Source organism: Acidiferrobacter sp., from assembly GCF_054609335.1.
In genome coordinates, this window is record NZ_JBTRWP010000055.1 from 1 (window position 1) to 16,983 (window position 16,983).

Annotated in this window: 13 protein-coding genes; 6 read left to right on the plus strand and 7 right to left on the minus strand. The window is 63.5% G+C overall.

Annotated features, from left to right (window positions below; all coding sequences use genetic code 11):
- Positions 1 to 427: 427 nt before the first annotated feature.
- The gene (locus tag ACYCTF_RS12100; protein ID WP_461284949.1) at positions 428 to 1,447 is read left to right on the plus strand and encodes a J domain-containing protein; all 1,020 of its coding nucleotides are present in this window, start codon (positions 428 to 430) and stop codon (positions 1,445 to 1,447) included.
- A gap of 38 nt (positions 1,448 to 1,485) precedes the next feature.
- Here ACYCTF_RS12100 and ACYCTF_RS12105 read toward each other — a convergent pair whose 3' ends face one another.
- Complete coding sequence (locus tag ACYCTF_RS12105; RefSeq protein WP_461284950.1) at positions 1,486 to 3,111, minus strand: diguanylate cyclase domain-containing protein; 1,626 nt, start codon at positions 3,109 to 3,111, stop codon at positions 1,486 to 1,488.
- A 377-nt stretch (positions 3,112 to 3,488) separates the two neighbouring features.
- Between ACYCTF_RS12105 and ACYCTF_RS12110 the strand changes: the two genes are divergently transcribed.
- A complete protein-coding gene (locus ACYCTF_RS12110) occupies positions 3,489 to 4,985 on the plus strand; it encodes a DHA2 family efflux MFS transporter permease subunit (RefSeq protein ID WP_461284958.1) in 1,497 nt (498 codons plus the stop codon).
- A gap of 150 nt (positions 4,986 to 5,135) precedes the next feature.
- Here the strand turns inward: ACYCTF_RS12110 and ACYCTF_RS12115 are convergent, their stop codons facing one another.
- The 6 genes from ACYCTF_RS12115 to fmdA form a co-directional block, all read right to left on the minus strand.
- Positions 5,136 to 5,462 (minus strand): peptidoglycan-binding domain-containing protein, encoded by a 327-nt coding sequence (locus ACYCTF_RS12115; RefSeq protein WP_461284951.1) that lies wholly within the window; start codon positions 5,460 to 5,462, stop codon positions 5,136 to 5,138.
- Positions 5,463 to 6,482: 1,020 nt separating this feature from the next.
- On the minus strand, positions 6,483 to 6,953 hold the full coding sequence (locus tag ACYCTF_RS12120; protein WP_461284952.1) for a hypothetical protein: 471 nt from the start codon (positions 6,951 to 6,953) through the stop codon (positions 6,483 to 6,485).
- Positions 6,954 to 7,433: 480 nt separating this feature from the next.
- The gene (locus tag ACYCTF_RS12125) at positions 7,434 to 7,661 is read right to left on the minus strand and encodes a hypothetical protein (protein ID WP_461284953.1); all 228 of its coding nucleotides are present in this window, start codon (positions 7,659 to 7,661) and stop codon (positions 7,434 to 7,436) included.
- A 188-nt stretch (positions 7,662 to 7,849) separates the two neighbouring features.
- Positions 7,850 to 9,517 carry a purine-cytosine permease family protein gene (locus ACYCTF_RS12130; RefSeq protein WP_461284954.1) on the minus strand — a complete coding sequence of 556 codons (1,668 nt, stop codon included), beginning with the start codon at positions 9,515 to 9,517 and terminating at the stop codon, positions 7,850 to 7,852.
- A 26-nt stretch (positions 9,518 to 9,543) separates the two neighbouring features.
- Positions 9,544 to 9,807: a zinc ribbon domain-containing protein gene (locus ACYCTF_RS12135; RefSeq protein WP_461284955.1), complete on the minus strand. Its 264-nt coding sequence runs from the start codon at positions 9,805 to 9,807 to the stop codon at positions 9,544 to 9,546.
- 10 nt (positions 9,808 to 9,817) lie between these two features.
- A complete protein-coding gene (fmdA, locus tag ACYCTF_RS12140; RefSeq protein ID WP_461284959.1) occupies positions 9,818 to 11,038 on the minus strand; it encodes a formamidase in 1,221 nt (406 codons plus the stop codon).
- A 267-nt stretch (positions 11,039 to 11,305) separates the two neighbouring features.
- Between fmdA and ACYCTF_RS12145 the strand changes: the two genes are divergently transcribed.
- From ACYCTF_RS12145 to ACYCTF_RS12160, 4 genes are all read left to right on the plus strand, one after another.
- Complete coding sequence (locus tag ACYCTF_RS12145) at positions 11,306 to 14,278, plus strand: ATP-binding protein (RefSeq protein ID WP_461284956.1); 2,973 nt, start codon at positions 11,306 to 11,308, stop codon at positions 14,276 to 14,278.
- Positions 14,265 to 15,179 (plus strand): response regulator, encoded by a 915-nt coding sequence (locus ACYCTF_RS12150; RefSeq protein ID WP_461279149.1) that lies wholly within the window; start codon positions 14,265 to 14,267, stop codon positions 15,177 to 15,179. The genes ACYCTF_RS12145 and ACYCTF_RS12150 overlap by 14 nt, the downstream gene beginning before the upstream one ends.
- Positions 15,180 to 15,411: 232 nt before the next feature.
- Entirely contained in the window at positions 15,412 to 16,416 is a 1,005-nt protein-coding gene (locus tag ACYCTF_RS12155) for a class 1 fructose-bisphosphatase (RefSeq protein ID WP_461279151.1), read from the plus strand.
- A 206-nt stretch (positions 16,417 to 16,622) separates the two neighbouring features.
- Complete coding sequence (locus ACYCTF_RS12160; protein WP_461284957.1) at positions 16,623 to 16,802, plus strand: hypothetical protein; 180 nt, start codon at positions 16,623 to 16,625, stop codon at positions 16,800 to 16,802.
- The last annotated feature ends 181 nt before the right edge of the window (positions 16,803 to 16,983 follow it).

The following is a 16,983-nucleotide window of genomic DNA, read 5'->3' on the forward strand; positions in this document are numbered from 1 at the left end:
GTGTGGCCTCCAGCGCTGCCACCTGGTCCGGTGCCGGCAGAAGACGGGTTTGCAAGGTCATCTTCATGGGCACAGTACAGACAATATCCATCACAGAAGCAAGGGTCTGGAGGCAAAACCGGCGCTTCCCTCCCCGGCCTAAACGCTGGGGCCTCTCGCGCGAATCTGGTGAAAGGACCTCGGGGCTGCCGGATCCGGCGCCCCTTGACGATCCCGCCCCGGTGGGCCGATCGGGGTACCGGGCCCCGAACGCGGCCCGACAAACCACCCTGCCGGTCGCGGCCGTGCAGGTCGTGACCGGCGCCGCGAAATGCCTTACCATAAGGCACACTGTGACCAAGCCCCTGCCGCATCCGACGGCTACGGGCACTCCGGTCGTCCGCCCATGCCGTGCGTCGGCACGGCCTGCGTTCAAGGAGCACGACGCGTGTCCGAGTTTCAGATGCCTCTCGCCGGGTTCGGCCCCGACCCCGCACCCCTACCGAAAGGCCACAAGGCCTTCGATCGCCTCGTAAAGAAGATTCAGGAGGCGCGCGAGTCACTCGACGCGTGGGCCGCAGTGCTGGCCCCCTATCAGAAAAAATACACGAATGAGCTCGTCCCCCTGCGCGCCACCTGCCGCACCCTGCGTATCGGCTTTGTCAAGCGCCTTGATGGGGCGCTTGAAGAGAGGGGCCTTACGCAGACCGAGCGACGCGCCGTCCAGATGCTGGTCGTGGAATGCACCGCCTCCTTGCTCGAAGAGGGTGACGACCCGGAATTGCGCGCCCTCTACAAACGCCGCGCGCGCGGCGACTACGAGGATCGCGCCGCGAGGGCGCGCAAGGCCGCGGCCTTCGGGGAGGACTGTGGGATCGACCCCGAGGCCCCGATTGAGGAGATCCTGCGCTGGGCCGCCGAACAGTTGGGCGAGGACGTCGGCGGGGACCATGGGCCGCCGACCCGGAATGCGCCATCGGCGGCCGAACACCATCGCATCCATGAATCGATCCGCGCCCTTTATCGCAAACTCGCAAGCGTCCTGCATCCCGACCGCGAGCCCGATCCGGATAAGCGTGACCACAAGACCGCGCTCATGCAAAGGGCCAATCATGCCTACGAAAACGATCGGCTCCTGCCGCTGCTCGAGTTACGTCGCGAGCTCGATCCCGGGCAAGGGGTATGGGCGGGTGAAGACGAACAGGCCGTGAAGCTTTATACCAAGGCGCTGCGACACGAGCTTGCAGCCCTCGAAGACGAGGTCATGGTCGCCGAGGCGGATTTCCGCATGCGTTTTGCCGTCGACCCGCTCGTGTCTCTGACCCCCCGCAATGCCCTGAAAATGCTGGCCGCCGAGATCAAAGAGACCCGCGCCATGGCCGACTCCCTGGAGATGGAACTCGCCGATGTTGCCGATCTCGCGTCCTTGAAGCGCTGGCTGCGTGTCCTGCGCGACGAGCTGTCCTAAAACCGACACCGGCACCGGGGACCGGTCGACGCCGGTCCTCAATCGTCGCTGCGCCCATCCGGTCGGCCGCCGGCATCGGGATCGGTGGGCATATCATGGGTATAGAACCGCACCCATCCCTGCTCATCGTTCGCGGCCCGTTCCTTGGCCGCATACATAGCGCGATCGGCCCGACTGATCAGGCGTTCGACATCGAGGGCGTCGAGCGGGAAGAACGCCACCCCGAGACTCACGCGGACAGCTATCTCGCGGGGATCCGCGTAAAAGGGACCATCGAGCGCGGCCTTAAGATGCGTGACGACGGGTGCGAGATCGGCCTTCTGGCGCAGCCCCTCGATCAGGAGCACAAACTCGTCGCCCCCTAAGCGGGCGACGCGGTCGGTACCACGCAGCGTACGCTCCAGACGCCTGGCGAGCGTCTTCAAGACCGCATCCCCGGCGGCGTGGCCGTAGCGGTCGTTGATGCCTTTGAAGTCATCAATATCGAGAAAGCCCACCACCAATAGCCGCCCCTCGCGCTCGGCGCGCGCTATCGCCCGCTGCAAGACCGGGTACAGGCCCTTGCGATTCAAAAGGCCCGTGAGCGGATCGTGCGTAGCGAGATTCTCCAGGAAGTCCGCGCGGCGCGCGGCCTCGATCTCCCAGCGCACCGCAAGGACCTGGACCTGACGGTAGGCATAACCGCTGAAAGTGAGCGCCACGATGAGGAAGATCAAGGGGATCTCGACCTGCCGGTGCCACCACTGTGCCACCCATAGCGCCCGCGGGACGTCTGCGAACGCCACCAAAGGATAGTCGGCGATGCGCACGAACACGCCGTAGCGATATTCGCGGTCGCTGCTGACCCAGCCGCTGAAGGCCCCTCGTGTCGCGTGCGGGTGCCGCTTCAAGATCTTGGTCAGGATACCGGTTTGCGACCGGTCGAGCAGGGCCGCAAGTTGGCCGTGCGGGACCGGAGTCCGGCCTTCGATATAATCATCGCTGCGCAGGATCCCGACTGCAAGCCCGGAGGGTAATGTCAGGCGCGCGAACAGGTCCTCGAAATTGCCAAAGCGGATGGGCGTGGTCACAAGAAAATGGGGCCGTCCTCCGGGTCCCATGACGGTGTCGCTAAAGCCAATCACCCAGTGATCGGCGAGCAGCCCGCGGATCGGCCTCTGAATATATAACCCAGGGTGCGCGAGCGCGCGCTCGAGACTCGGCCATACCTGCGCATCCTGCCGCAAATCCGGGAGCGGCCGCCCCGTGGGTACAGCCGTCGAGGCGATCACCTGCCCATCCGGCGCGATCAGCTCCGCGCTTGCGACCTCCGGCGAGACCTTCTGGTACTCGCTCAGCAAGCGACGCGCCCGGGCCGGGTGACGCAAGGGATGGATCGCCGCCAGGTGGTGGACGAGAAACCGCAGGCCGGAGGCCTCGCGATCGAGGTCGTCGTGCGTGGCGATAGCAATCAACGAGGTGGTAAGCATCAACCGGTCGACGCCGGTCTTTTCGTAGCGGCGCCAGGAATGCCACCCATAGAGGGCCGAAAACAACACGGTGGCCACCACCGCAAACCAGTACGCCGCCATCAGCGCATAGCGATACGGCATCGCCCTGAAGCGCTGGCGCCATGCGCTCCGCCATCCCTGCGAGGCCCCCTTGGGTCCACGCGGTCTGCCCATACGCCCCCACTTGTGTCCGTGACCAGGCCTCTTGCCTTAAGTCGCGGCTCCTCACAACGTCTCCCCCGTTTCCCAGCATAGACCAGAGAACAAGGCGCAGGGAGCCCGGGCCAGAAAATAGGCCCGCTAAGACGGGATCATGTGTCACTGGTACCATAACATCAGCCAACCCGTTACGCGTCGGGCGAGCGCCGCCCCCCCGGCGCGACGGGGTCCTGGCCGATTCCCGGCCGTCCCCGCCCCCAGTCCCCCTTTACGCCCAGCCACGATATCGTAAAATGGTTGGCCCGGCCGGCACAGGACGGTTTCGGCCCGTTTGCGAGAAAGGAGGGCCGCCCTTGGCGCCCAACAAGCCGAACGCCCATACCCCCACGAACATGGTCGCCATCACCTTCGCGGTCATGGCGAGCATCATCATGAACGTGCTCGACACGACGATCGTCAACGTCGCCCTCCCTCACATGCAGGGCGGTCTGCGCGCCAACGTCGACCAAGTGACCTGGATTCTGACAAGTTATATGCTGGCCATGGTCGTGGTGACGCCCATGACCGGCCTGCTCGTCGAACGCTTCGGACAGCGGCGCCTGATGATCGGCAGCGTCGCGGGCTTCGTGTTCGCGTCAGCCATGGCCGGTCAGTCCCACAGCATCGTGGAGATGGTGGTCTGGCGGTTCCTGCAGGGACTGCTCGGCGCGTCCATGGTGCCCGTGGGTCAGGCCATTCTGGTGGCGAGCTACCCGCCGGAACGCCGCGGCATGGCCATGGCCACGCTCGGCATGGGTATCATGCTCGGACCGGTCCTCGGTCCCATCCTCGGCGGCTATATCACCGACGACGCCTCGTGGCGCTGGTGTTTCTATGTCAACGTCCCGGTCGGCTTGACCGCTCTCTTTCTGCTCATCCGGCATGTCCCGGAGGGGGGCCAAAGCCCGCGTCCGCGGCCGATCGACTGGCAGGGGTTTTTGGCCATGGCCGTGGGTCTCGGCTGTACCCAGGCGGTTTTGAGCCTTGGCGATCAAGATGACTGGTTCAGTTCGCAAACCATAAGGACGCTGACGGTGGTGGCTGCCGCAAGCCTCGTGCTGTTCGTCTGGCGGTCACTCACGGTCGATCGGCCGATTGTCAATCTGCGACTTTTGAAAAACCGCGCGCTTGCGCTCGGCAGCATGGGGATAGGTCTGTTTGGCCTGGCGTTGTACGGCGTCATGGTGATCCTGCCGTTTTATCTCCAGGAGCACATGGGCTATGAGGCCAAAACCGCGGGGCTCGTCATGGCGCCCCAGGGCGTGGGGGCGATGATCTCGATGGGGCTCGCCGGCCGACTCCTGAGCCGCAACGTCAATCCGCGCGCGGTGGCGCTGGCCGGCATCGCGCTCGGGACCTTTGGCTCCTACCCGACCCTGTTCTACAACCTCCATATCGACATGGGCTGGGTGATCTGGCCAGGCTTCATTCGCGGGCTTGGGCTTGGCCTCATCTCCATCCCGCTTTTCACCATCGCCTTCTCCAGCCTCACGAGACAGGAAACCGCCGAGGGCTCGGGGATATTCAACCTCATGCGTAATCTAGGCGGGTCGGTGGGTATTGCGCTTGTCACCACGATCATAAGCGAATACACGCAGGTGGCATGGAATCAGATGGGCGGCCACATTACCCCCTATACACCTATGCTCGCCCTCGTACTCCACGGACATCCGGCCACGGCGGCCACGGCGCAAACCCTGGCCCTGATACTGGGCCGGCACGCCGCCATGCGCGGCATACTCGATGCCTTCGTATTCGTCTTCTGGGGATTTATCATCATGCTCCCGCTGGTACTGCTCATGGGTAACCCCAAGACACGCCATTCCGTGGAACTCGTGGTCGAATCCTAGGAAAGCGCCGGGACTGCGCGTTGCGCACACCCCAACCCATCGGCGCTCGCTCGGCGATGGCCGCCTTTCCGCTGCGGGCACTGCGCGCGCCCCATCAGAAAAAAGGACCCCGGGGCCCGGTCTTGCCGCGCCCCAGGGTCCTCGAACGTCTTACTTAACCTTGAGCAGCTTCAGGGTGGCCTCGTCAGCGGTACCCGTCATCTTCAGGCCATGTTTCTTTTGATAGACGCGCAGCGCCGTCTCGGTCTCCCGTCCCAGGATGCCGTCGACCTTGAGACGGGCGCCGGACTTATCGAGGGCCCTCTGGATCGCCTCAACGTGCGCATTGCCCACGACCTTGTGGGCTGCCACCTTATGCGTCACCGGCTTATGGCTCGCCATCTTCATGCCCGCCAAAGCGACGCCCGGGATTGCCACGGTAACGCCCAGCAACAGCGCCGTGACCCCAAGAAAGCCCTTGCGAACGGATATATTCATTATGTCCTCTTTATTCCTTCACGGTGAATCAAAAACGCCCTCCGATCGACAGCCGGACCCATCCGCGGGTAAAACCATCCCGGGTCGGTTTGCGGCCTCGAAGAGCGCGCGCGCAGTATAGATGAATCTGTTTCTCCAATACAATGGGCATTGTGGAATCTTTTCATCATGGCGCGCCTTTATGGGCCCGCATGCCGATCAAGGAACATAGTAACCGTTATCGGCATATCCATGTTTTTTCAGAACTTTTGCAAGAAAGGACATGCCCGATTCCAGAATATTCATGGGCTCCCTTATGCGTGTGAACACTATCGCCATGGACTAATGTCCCGCGGACAAACGGTGCAAAACGACAGACATAGCGCGTTCTTTCACCCGCTTAATCCCTTACAAATCCCGGCATTATTGGGGCATGGCCCCATGAACCTTGGGATCAGCCGAAACATTGGCAGGCGGCACCTGACGACTGCCGCCCGTGATGACGCAGTAACTTGGCACCGGCACGCCCGAGATGTGCCACGGCCGATATATCGGGGACGCCGCATGGACCCGGCATGCCGCTCGCGGTGCCAGGAATTCCTCCGGTATATGAGGTACTTGCAATATCAACAAGAACGGCATTCCGAATCCATCGCGTGCTGGATAGGGTCCATGACCCATGACCCCAAAAAGGCGGGGCCGGCGGTGGGATATGACGCGCAGGATCTCCGGGAATGGGCGCCGCGCGCATTGCCGGACATGAGGATTTCCACTGCCCCTTCAAGGGCTTGTCATGGGTGCGGGCGCTACCGGTGCCTCCGTGGCTTTAACACCATGGTTGCTAGCGGGCAAGGGGTTTGGTGAAATCGTGGAGAGACCGCAGGGGTTGCTGCTGCAAGCCCGCTTCGCGCGCCCCGGATCGATCATCGACTCCGGGACCTAGCACTTGGGACGCAAAGGCCAACACCGCCGGGCGGCCACTGGGCCTAGACGGTATCAGCGCATCGCACACAGAGGACACATACGGGCCATGGGCCCGCTTCATCGACGTTCGTCGCCGAACCCGCCCTGATCACCCCGCTGCCCCCGATCCCCGAAGTTACCCCGGTCGCCGAAATTCCCCCGGTTTCCGAAGTTGCCGCGATCGCCGAAATTCCCCCGGTTTCCGAAGTTGCCGCGATCGCCGCGCTCACCCTCGGGGACCCCATAAAAAAACGGAGCATAATAGTGCGGCTGATCCTCCTCCCCGTCCCCTTCCGGGTAGCGGCGCTCCTCATCGTAACGGCGCTGCTCCTCTTCGTGGTCGTCGGTCAAGTAGGGCGCGGCCGTTGTGCCGGAGCGCGCTACCCCATAGCCTCCTGATCGTGCGCCCGGTGTGACGCCGGCGACGACCGCCACTACGGTGCCGTCCAGGCGTGGCGCCAGCAGGCGCGACTGTGCGGCCACCGGCGCCAGCGCCAGAACACAGGCCGTGAGGACAACATAGCCCCCAAGATGTGCTCGTCGAACCATGAAACACCTCCTTGCGTGATCGGGCCTCCCGGTCTCGCGGCACACACCAGGGCCCTGGCCCTGGGTTATGGGTCGCGCCCGCCGCCCACGACGATCGCCGCGACCCCCTTTTAATGGTAGCCCAAAATCCGTGCCCCCCGCACAGCGGCCAAGCCCAGCCTTCGCGCGGGCCCTATCCGGGGCACTTGGCCCACGAGTTCCGAACCTGCCTAGGGATTATGGACCACGCCCCGACGGGATAGGCCTCCTATACGCATAAATCGACGCGCGTGCTGATGCATCAGATGGTCTCGCTGAATACCCGAGGCCCCATAGCGCCTCGAAGTCTGCGACCGGCGGCAGGCCGTTGAGAAGGGCGCCCTCACGGCGTTGGCCATGCCCATGATAAGGCCGCGCCCCATCTCGCTTGGCCATACCTTACGGATCCCAGCAACCGCAAACGGGCCGCCTGATGCGCCTATAAAATGGCGGCCCTCGGTCTTACGCCACTGCGAGAAATCGCGGACTACGATGCGCCGGCGGCGGACGGCGCAACCTGCCCCAAATAGGGGCCTGGGGCGCATCCCGCCATGGGGTTTCAGTACGCCCAAAGACCTTCGCCGAGCCGCAGTCATTGCGCCCATACAGGACGGCCGCGGCGGGCAGGGCGATCACCGCCGCGATATTCCCATGGCAATGTTCACGGCCCATACACGTTCCTGTAGTCACTCTATTCTCCGCCCTCGCCTGCCACAAGCGTCTGCGTCTGCGTCGCCCGCCAGCCCCAGGCCACCCCATCCTCTAGCATCAAACAATTCGCCACCCAGGGCCGATATCCGACAACGCGCCCGCATGAAGCGGGCGCGCGTAAGATCGCTGTCTTTACGGCCCGAATCCCCTGGGGGCCACACCGGCTTTTAATGGCAAATAGACGGCTCGGTCGCCACTGCCACCCCGGCAATCGCCGTCTTGCACATATCCTTGCAAGTGGTGTCCAGACTGCAGCACAAAGAGCAGATCGCGCCTTTGTTGTGCGGGCAGCAGGCCATGTCCTCCTTTTCGAACTCGAAGCCGCAGGCACTGCATGCCACCGTGTCGTGATGGGTGCCGGCATGATAGTGCGGGGCACGGGCGATGTAGTACTTGCCCTTGGTGAGGATCGCCAGGATCGGCGACATCACAAACGCGATGCCAAGCGCCAGGAAGGTCGAAAACGCCTGCGCCACAGGACCCAAGAGATCGAAGAACGCGGCGATCGAGACCACCGAGGCGATGATCATGGCCCCGAAACCGACGGGATTGAAGTTATAGAGGTGGGCGCGCTTGAACTCGATATATGATGGGCTGAGCTTTAGGATCGGCTTATTGATCACAAGGTCCGCGACCACGGCCCCGATCCAGGCGATAGCGACATTGGAGTAAAAACCCAACACCTTCAGGAGGAAGGAAAACACTCCCATCTCCATCAGCGTGAGCGAGATCCCGACATTCAAGAAGATCCATACGACGCGCCCCGGATGGGCATGCATGACGCGCGAGAAGAAGTTCGACCACGACAGCGAACCCGAATAGGCGTTGGTGACGTTGATCTTGATCTGCGAGAGGATCACGAAAAATGTCGCTAGGCCCAGCGCCACACCGCCCGTGGCGAACAGGTCATGGTAGCCATGCACATACATCTGGATCGGCTCATTGGCCTTGGCAAGCGCGGTGCCGTTATGAAAGGCGACCGATGTGAAGAACGACCCCATGAGCTGCTTGCTCGCGCCAAGCAATACCCAGCCGGGGCCGGCCAGGATTACCGCCAACCACCAGCGGCGCTTGGTCTTCTCGGTCTTCTCGGGCATGAAGCGCAGGTAATCGACCTGCTCGCCGATCTGGGCTATGAGCGACAACACTACGCCCGCGGCGGTGCCAAACAGCAAGGGATTGAAGCCCGCGCCGCTCGCCGAATGGCCGGCAAAATGCGTCCACTGCGCCACCGCCGCAGGGTCGCGGGTGAGCACGGCAAAAAGCGGCAGGATCATGAGCGTAAGCCACACCGGCTGTGTCCATACCTGAAGCTTAGATAACAACGTCATGCCAAACACCACGAGCGGGATGATCAAAAGCGAGGCCACGGCATAGCCGATGGGCAACGGCAGACCGAAGTACAAAGCGAAGGCCTGCGCCATGATCGAGCCTTCGAGGGCGAAAAATATGAACGTAAAAGAGGCATAGATGAGCGAGGTCAGGGTCGACCCGAGATAACCAAAACCTGCGCCGCGGGTGAGTAGATCCATGTCGATGTTGTACTTGGCGGAGTGATAGGCGATCGGGATACCGGTCAGGAAAATCACCAGCGCGGCCGCCAGGATAGCCCACACGGCATTGGTGAAGCCGTAGCCTATGGTGATCGACCCGCCGATCGCCTGGTCGGCGAGATAGGAGATGCCGCCCAGGGCGGCGGTGGCTACCGAATATTCGGACCAGCGCCGGAACGCGCGTGGGGCATAGCGCAGGGAATAGTCCTCGAGCATGGGGTTATTGACGAGTTTCCCGTAACGTCGCCGAGACGGTGTTAGCGAAGGATTGACGGTGGCCATGGTGGTCCTCTCAGGTGATGAAACGATCAATGACCCAGCATCCACGGCCGGCCGCGGGCGGCACCGGCTCGTGGCGTGGGGGTCTTGTGGGTACGGGCTATTGGCTCATGACGGCAGCGCTCCTCACGCGCCAACAGCGCGAGATCGGCGCGCGCAAGGTGTGCACCCGACGGTATGCGCGGCGATAGCTGCGCGCAGCGCGGGCACGGTCGTGGACGCTCGCGCGCGCCCATGGCCGCATACGCCTCGAAGGCCCCGCAGGCCGGACACTGGTAGTCGTAAAGGGGCATGCGTCTATCCTCAGGGTTTTGCCAGCGCGCCCACGCCCGTGACCTGCGGTCGCGGACCCGAGGCCTCGGGCTTGATGTCGAAATCGAAGATCTCGGTGGGCAGCCACAAGGTCGCGCAGGCATTGGGGATGTCGACGATGCCGCTTATGTGCCCCTCCACCGGAGCAGTCCCGAGGATCGCGTAGGCCTGCTCGCCCGAGTACCCGAAATTCTTCAAGTATTCGATGGCGTTGAGACATGCCCGGCGGTAGGCCACATGCGCGTCGAGATAATGCTGACCGCCCCCTTCGTCGACCGATATGCCCTCGAAGATGAGGTAGTCGCGATAGCGCGGTTCGAGCGGGCTTGGTTTGAAGATCGGACTGGTCACGGCATACTTCTTCATGCCGTCTTTGATGAGCCCCACGCGCAGATCGAGATAGCCCGCCATCTCGATCGCCCCGCAGAATGTGATCTCGCCGTCGCCCTGTGAGAAATGGATGTCGCCCATGGACAGCCCCGCGCCCGGCACATACACGGGGAAGTACACCTTCGATCCCTTGGTAAGATTTTTGATGTCGCAGTTGCCGCCGTGCTCGCGTGGCGGGATCGTGCGTGCCGCCTCAGCGGCTGCCTTCTTGGCGGCCTCAGGCGCCATGCGCCCCATGAGCGCCGACTGTGCAAGCGGCAGGAGCGCAAGCGGCGGCACGCGTTCCGGATCCTTGGCCACGAGCGCGGCCTCGCGCGTATTCCAGGTCTTCAAAAGCTCCGGCGAAGGCAGGCAGCCAATCAACCCCGGGTGCATGATGCCGGCGAACTCCACGCCCGGAATGTGCCGCGAACGGGTATAGATGCCATTGAAGTCCCAGCAGGCCTTGCGCGCCTCGGGGTAGTGATCCACCAGGAAACCCCCGCCATTCTCGCGCGCGAAAAGCCCGGTAAAACCCCACGCCGACCCCTGGATCACGCCCACATCCAGGATATCGACCACGAGCAGATCGCCTGGCTCGGCGCCGTCGACGGCGATCGGCCCACTCAGATAGTGGACACGCGTGAGATCGACGTCGCGGACGTCGCGGGCGTGATCGTTGTTGCCGATCTGACCGCCCGTCCAGTCAAGGCATTCGACACGAAAGCTGTCGCCGGGCTTGACCTTGGCGACCATTGGCAGGTCGGGATGCCAACGATTATGGATCACGCCATCCTGGTCGTGGGGCGCGCGGGTCAGGTCGACGGAGATCAGGGTCTCAATCATAGTGTTCCTCCGGGTATGGGGTCTTGTCGGGATCATTGAATGACAATGGGCCGAGTACCGAAATACGTTGGATGACGTACGACACAGCCTGGTGCACGCGCACCAAAAGGGAGCCATCCTAAGGGCCCGGGCGGCGCCCATTGGGGGCATTGCTGCGCCCAGACGAGCTGGCACGAGGCGTGCTAGGGATCAGCGGACACGGGCCTTCCGGCCGGCGCTCACGCCTTCGGGCGAGCCGCCTCGCTTTGCTTCGAGAGGATATGTATGGACCAGGGCATCCCACTGCGCCTCGTCAAGACCCGCCGCGACTACAACACCTGGGCGGCCAACGAGACCCTCGAGGACTACGCGCTGCGCTATGCCCCGGCGACCTTCCGCAAATGGTCGGCCTTCGCGGTAGGCAATACCGCCTTCGGCGCCGTCTCGTTTCTGGTGCTCGAGGCCATAGGCGGGGCGCTCGTCATCCACTACGGCTTCGTGAACGCCCTGTGGGCGATCCTCACAAGTGGCCTCCTGATCTTTCTGACCGGGCTGCCCATCGCCTATTACTGCGCCCGCTATAATGTCGACATCGACCTTTTGACCCGCGGCGCCGGCTTTGGCTACCTCGGCTCGACGGTTACTTCGCTCATCTACGCCTCGTTTACGTTCATCTTCTTTGCGCTCGAGGCAAGCATCATGGCGTTCGCGCTACGTATGGCGTTCGACCTGCCTTTCACCTACGCGGCGGTGGTCAGCGCACTTTTTGTCATCCCCTTTGTGACCCACGGCATCAGCGCCATAAGTCGGCTGCAGGCCTACACCCAGCCCGCGTGGCTGATCTTGATGGCGATCCCCCTGATCTTTGTGCTGCACGATACACACATACTCGCGGCCTTCACGCACTATGGTGGCCGCGCCCACGCCGAGAAATTTACGCCGCTCCTGTTCGGGGCCGGCGTGAGCGTATGCCTGTCGCTCATGGCCCAGATCGGCGAGCAGGCTGACTATCTACGCTTCATGCCGGCGCCGCGGCCTGGCCGGCGGCGCGCCTGGTGGACGACCGTGGTGACCACGGGTGCCGGGTGGATCGTGCCCGGCGTACTCAAGCAATTGGCCGGCGCGCTACTCGCGTTCTGGCTCATCCACCGCGGCGTCGATCCGGCCACAGCCGATCGACCCACCGCCATGTATCTCAGCGCCTACCGCGCGGCCTTCGGCCCAGGGGCGCTGGCGCTCGCCGCGACCGTCATGTTCGTGATCCTGTCGCAGCTCAAAATCAACGTTACCAACGCCTATGCCGGATCGCTCGCGTGGTCGAACTTCTTCTCGCGCCTGACCCATACCCATCCCGGACGCGTGGTGTGGCTCATCTTCAATGTCCTGATCGCGCTCCTGCTCATGGAGCTGCGCGTATTCGCGGCCCTGGTCCATGTGCTCGACCTGTTCGCGGGCTTCGTGGCCGCCTGGATCGGGGCGCTGGTCGCAGACCTCGTCGTCAATAAGCCGCTTGGCTTGAGTCCTGCGGGGATCGAGTTCCGCCGCGCCTATCTCTACGACATCAACCCGGTGGGTGTGGGGGCGACCGTGGGCGGCGCACTTTTGGGTCTCGCGGCCTACAGCGGGGCATGGGGGGCGCTCGCCGCCGCATTCTCGCCGGCGGTGGCACTGACCGCGGCGTTCGTGCTGTCGCCTGCCATCAGTGCCGCCACCGGTGGCCGCTACTATCGTGCTCGGCCGGCGCAGGCGGCCGCTGGCGTGTGTGTGCTGTGTGAGACGTCATTTGCCCCCGAGGACATGGCCGCGTGCCCCTCCTATGAAGGCGCGATCTGTTCGCTATGCTGCACGCTTGAATCGCGCTGCCATGACGCCTGCAAGCCTCGCGGACACGCCCGCAAACAGCTGGCAGCGTGGCTTGCGCCCCTCTTTCCGGGGATCACCGCCGATGGGTTCGGCTCGCGGCTTGCCCATTTTTTGGTGGCGTTTACAGGCGCGCTTTTTGTGGCGGCTGCCATCCTTGGCACACTCTACTACCAAGGGCAGCTGTCGGCCGTGGCCTTGCAGCCAGCCCTCGCGGCGTTCGCCGTCAAGGCCTTCGCGGCGTTCGCCGTGGCCTTGGGGCTTGGATCGTGGTGGTGGGTATTGACCCTCGAGGGCCGCCAACGCGCCGAAGACGAGAGTCAACGCCACAACGCCCTGCTCGAGCAGGAGATCGCCCAACACGCCGCCACCCATGAGCGCCTCAAGGCCGCCTACCGCGCCCTGGATGATGCCAATCGCGCCAAGCAGCGCTTCATATCCCACATGAGCCACGAACTGCGCACGCCCCTGAACAGCCTGCTTGGCTATATCGAGATCCTCCGGCAACACCCTGGGCTCATGCCCCCCGAGCAGCGCGCGCTCGCGATCATGCACGGCAGCGGCATGCACCTGCGCCAACTGATCGAGGACATCCTCGATGTGGCACGCATCGAGTCAGGGCGCGTGACCCTAGAGCGCCATGACGTGGCCATCGCGGACCTGCTGAGCAGCGCGCTGGATACCTTCCGTGCCGAGGCCGATCGTCGCGGGCTCACCCTCACCCTCGCCCTCGACGGACCCCTGCCGGCTGTGATCCACGGCGATGAACGGCGCTTGCGCCAGATCCTCTTCAATCTCATCGCCAATGCCCTGAAGTTCACCACTGCGGGCGGTGTGACGGTCCGCGCCTGCTATCGTCATCAGCTGCTGCATCTGGCCGTTACCGACACCGGGCCCGGGCTTCCCGCTGAGGCCATGGACGCCATCTTCCAGCCATTCTTTCGTGGACCGGGTGCCACGACAGGCCCAGGAGGCTGCGGGCTTGGGCTTACCATCACTAAGATGCTGGTGGAAATGATGGGTGGCGACATCCATGTGGAGAGTAGCGCACACGGCGTGACCTTCCGGGTACGCCTCTATGGCCCTTCACGTCCGACACCTGCGGGCATGAGCGTCGCGCGTGCAACCCTTAAGTCCGCCACGGCCGTGGCGCCCTCGACCGCCACACCCTCCCCCGATCCGGCGCCGGTGGTGGCACCGGACCCCCGCGATGTGGCGACCCTCATGGAGCAGGCGCGCCAGGGCTACGTCAAGGGCGTCACCGGACATCTCGAGGCGCTCGTCGCGCGCGATCCCCGCTACCAGCCGTTCGCTGACCATCTACTGGCACTCGCCGGCGACTTTCGTATGCGCGAGATCACCACCTACCTGGAGACTCTCATCCATGACGTCCCCTGATGCCACCGTCCTGGTCGTCGACGACCACGTCCCGAACCTCGCGTTTCTCACCGATGCCCTGTCGGCCGCCGGCTACCGCGTGCTGGTGGCCATGGATGGCCAGGAGGCCCTCGACCGGCTCGCGCTGACGCGCCCCGACCTCATCTTGCTCGACGCCCTGATGCCGGTGTTAGACGGGTTCGAGACCTGCCGGCGCTTGAAGGCCACACCCGCCTACGAATCCATTCCGGTGATCTTCATGACCGCGCTCGGCGAACCCGAACAGATCGTCCAGGGACTGAGTCTCGGCGCGGTCGACTATGTCACCAAGCCCGCCCACCCGGACGTCGTGAAGGCGCGCATCGCCGCGCACCTCGGAGCGTCGCGCTCACTGGCATTGGCACGCGAGGCGCTCGTGCGTTGCGGCCAGCTGCCGATCGCAGTCGACCCGCATGGCGGCACCCTGGTGTGCGCCACGTCTGAGGCGCGCGCGTGGCTTGCCGCCTACGGCATCACAGGCCCTGACCTCGCCGGCTGGCTCGCCACCCTTGGCGAATCAGGCATCCCCGCGACCCCGCTCATGCGCCGCCGAGGGGACCGCGCGCTTTATGTGAGTTGGCTTGGGCGCAGCGGCCATGCCGCCCTGCTGCTCATGCGCGAGGAGGACCCCGCGCACGCGCAGCAGGTCTTGGCGCGAGACTTCGCGTTGAGTGATCGCGAAGCCGAGGTGCTCGTATGGGTCGCCTACGGCAAGACCAATGCCGACATCGCCGACATCCTCGGCATGTCCCCACGGACCGTGAACAAGCATCTCGAGCATATCTTTCTAAAGATGGGGGTCGAGACCCGGGGCGCGGCCACCGCGCTCGCCCTGCGCCGCCCGCTCGGGGCACCGGTGGCCGCCGGGTCGCGGCCGACGTGACGGCACAAAGCGGCGCAGCGCCCAGTGGTCTGCGACGCTGGATGGCATGACGCGTACCCCGGCGCCGATATCTTCCGGCGACCGACGGCCGGTAAACGGTCATGTCCGCATTAAGGCGACGGAGCACAAATCCGTCGGATCGATGTATAATGACCGGTTCCCGGTCCGCAGTCCCGGGCGCGGTGGGCTTATCCCTCTCGCATCGTCATGTCATCTTCCAAGGATCGTTTACATGCATACAGGTACTACGCTTACCCAATTCATCATTGAAGAGCAACGCCGGGTGGTAGGCGCGACCGGTGATTTCACATCACTCTTGAACGACATCGTGACTGCCATCAAGGTCATTTCGAACACTGTCAACAAGGGTGATCTCATGGGGGTCTTGGGCTCCGCCGGCAGCGAAAACATCCAGGGCGAAACCCAGAAGAAGCTCGATGTCATCACCAACGACGTTATGCTGCGCTCGAATGAATGGGCCGGACATCTCGCGGCCATGGCCTCGGAGGAGATGGAAGACATCTTTCTGATACCAAGCCAGTTCCCACGCGGCAAGTATCTCCTAGTCTTCGACCCCTTGGACGGCTCTTCGAATATCGACGTCAATATATCGGTCGGAACCATCTTCTCGATCCTGCGCTGCCCGGAAGGTGTAAGCGAACCCACTGCCGCCCACTTCCTGCAGCCGGGCACAAAGCAGGTGGCGGCAGGCTACGCCCTCTACGGGCCCTCGACCATGATCATGCTCACCACAGGCCAGGGGGTGAACGGTTTTACTCTCGATCGCGACGTCGGCGAATTTCTGCTCACGCACCGGGATGTGCGCATCACGCCCGACACCCATGAGTTTGCCATCAACGCCTCCAACGAGCGGTTCTGGGAAGAGCCGGTCCAGCGCTATGTCCAGGAATGCCTACAGGGCAAGGAAGGGCCGCGCGGTGAGAACTTCAACATGCGCTGGGTGGCCTCCATGGTCGCCGAGGTGCACCGCATCCTGATCCGCGGGGGGATATTCATGTATCCGAAGGACACCAAGGACCCGAAGAAGGCCGGCAAGCTGCGCCTCATGTATGAAGCGAATCCCATGTCGTTCATCGTCGAGCAGGCCGGAGGCTTAAGCTCCACCGGTCGCGAGCGCATCATGGATATCCAACCAAGCGGACTGCATCAGCGCGTCCCGGTCATCCTAGGCTCGCGCAACGAGGTCGAACGCATCGTTTCCTACCACAAGTCCTAGGACGGCCAGGGCCGCCGGAGACCCGGGAGCGCGTGTGTCCGGGGCGATTCGGCGGCCCATCACACCAAGTAGTCCGCAAAAACAGTAAGCGGACTCCGTCCGGCCATCAGGCACGACGAATACAGGCCCTCGTCCCGGCACCATTATCGATCGAAGTCACGTGCTCCGGGCCTGACCCCCAGGCCACGGTCGAGACGTTCAAGACCATGCCGATGGGCGATGTCCAGATCCCCACGACCGATGGCCGCACCCTGCCCTTGTCGCGCACGATACCCCCCGAACCCGAGCATCGCCTGCTTCCCGGCGCGTTCCGGTTGCGCCTGCCCGTGCCGCCGCCCAAGATTACCCCACGCGTTTCCCCAGCGGTCGCCGTGACCGCGATGTAGCGGAAACCTTTTAGGACCCAAGTCTTAAAATACAACAACTTAATACGATCAGCCCGTAAATAATCGGCCAACCCGTCTTGAGTCAGTTGAAGCTTTGAGTTAGGAGCGGGGCGGTTATCAGGCCCACCCAAAAAAGATTGCTGGACACGAGGATGACGGTGCTTTAGTATTCCCTTCATGT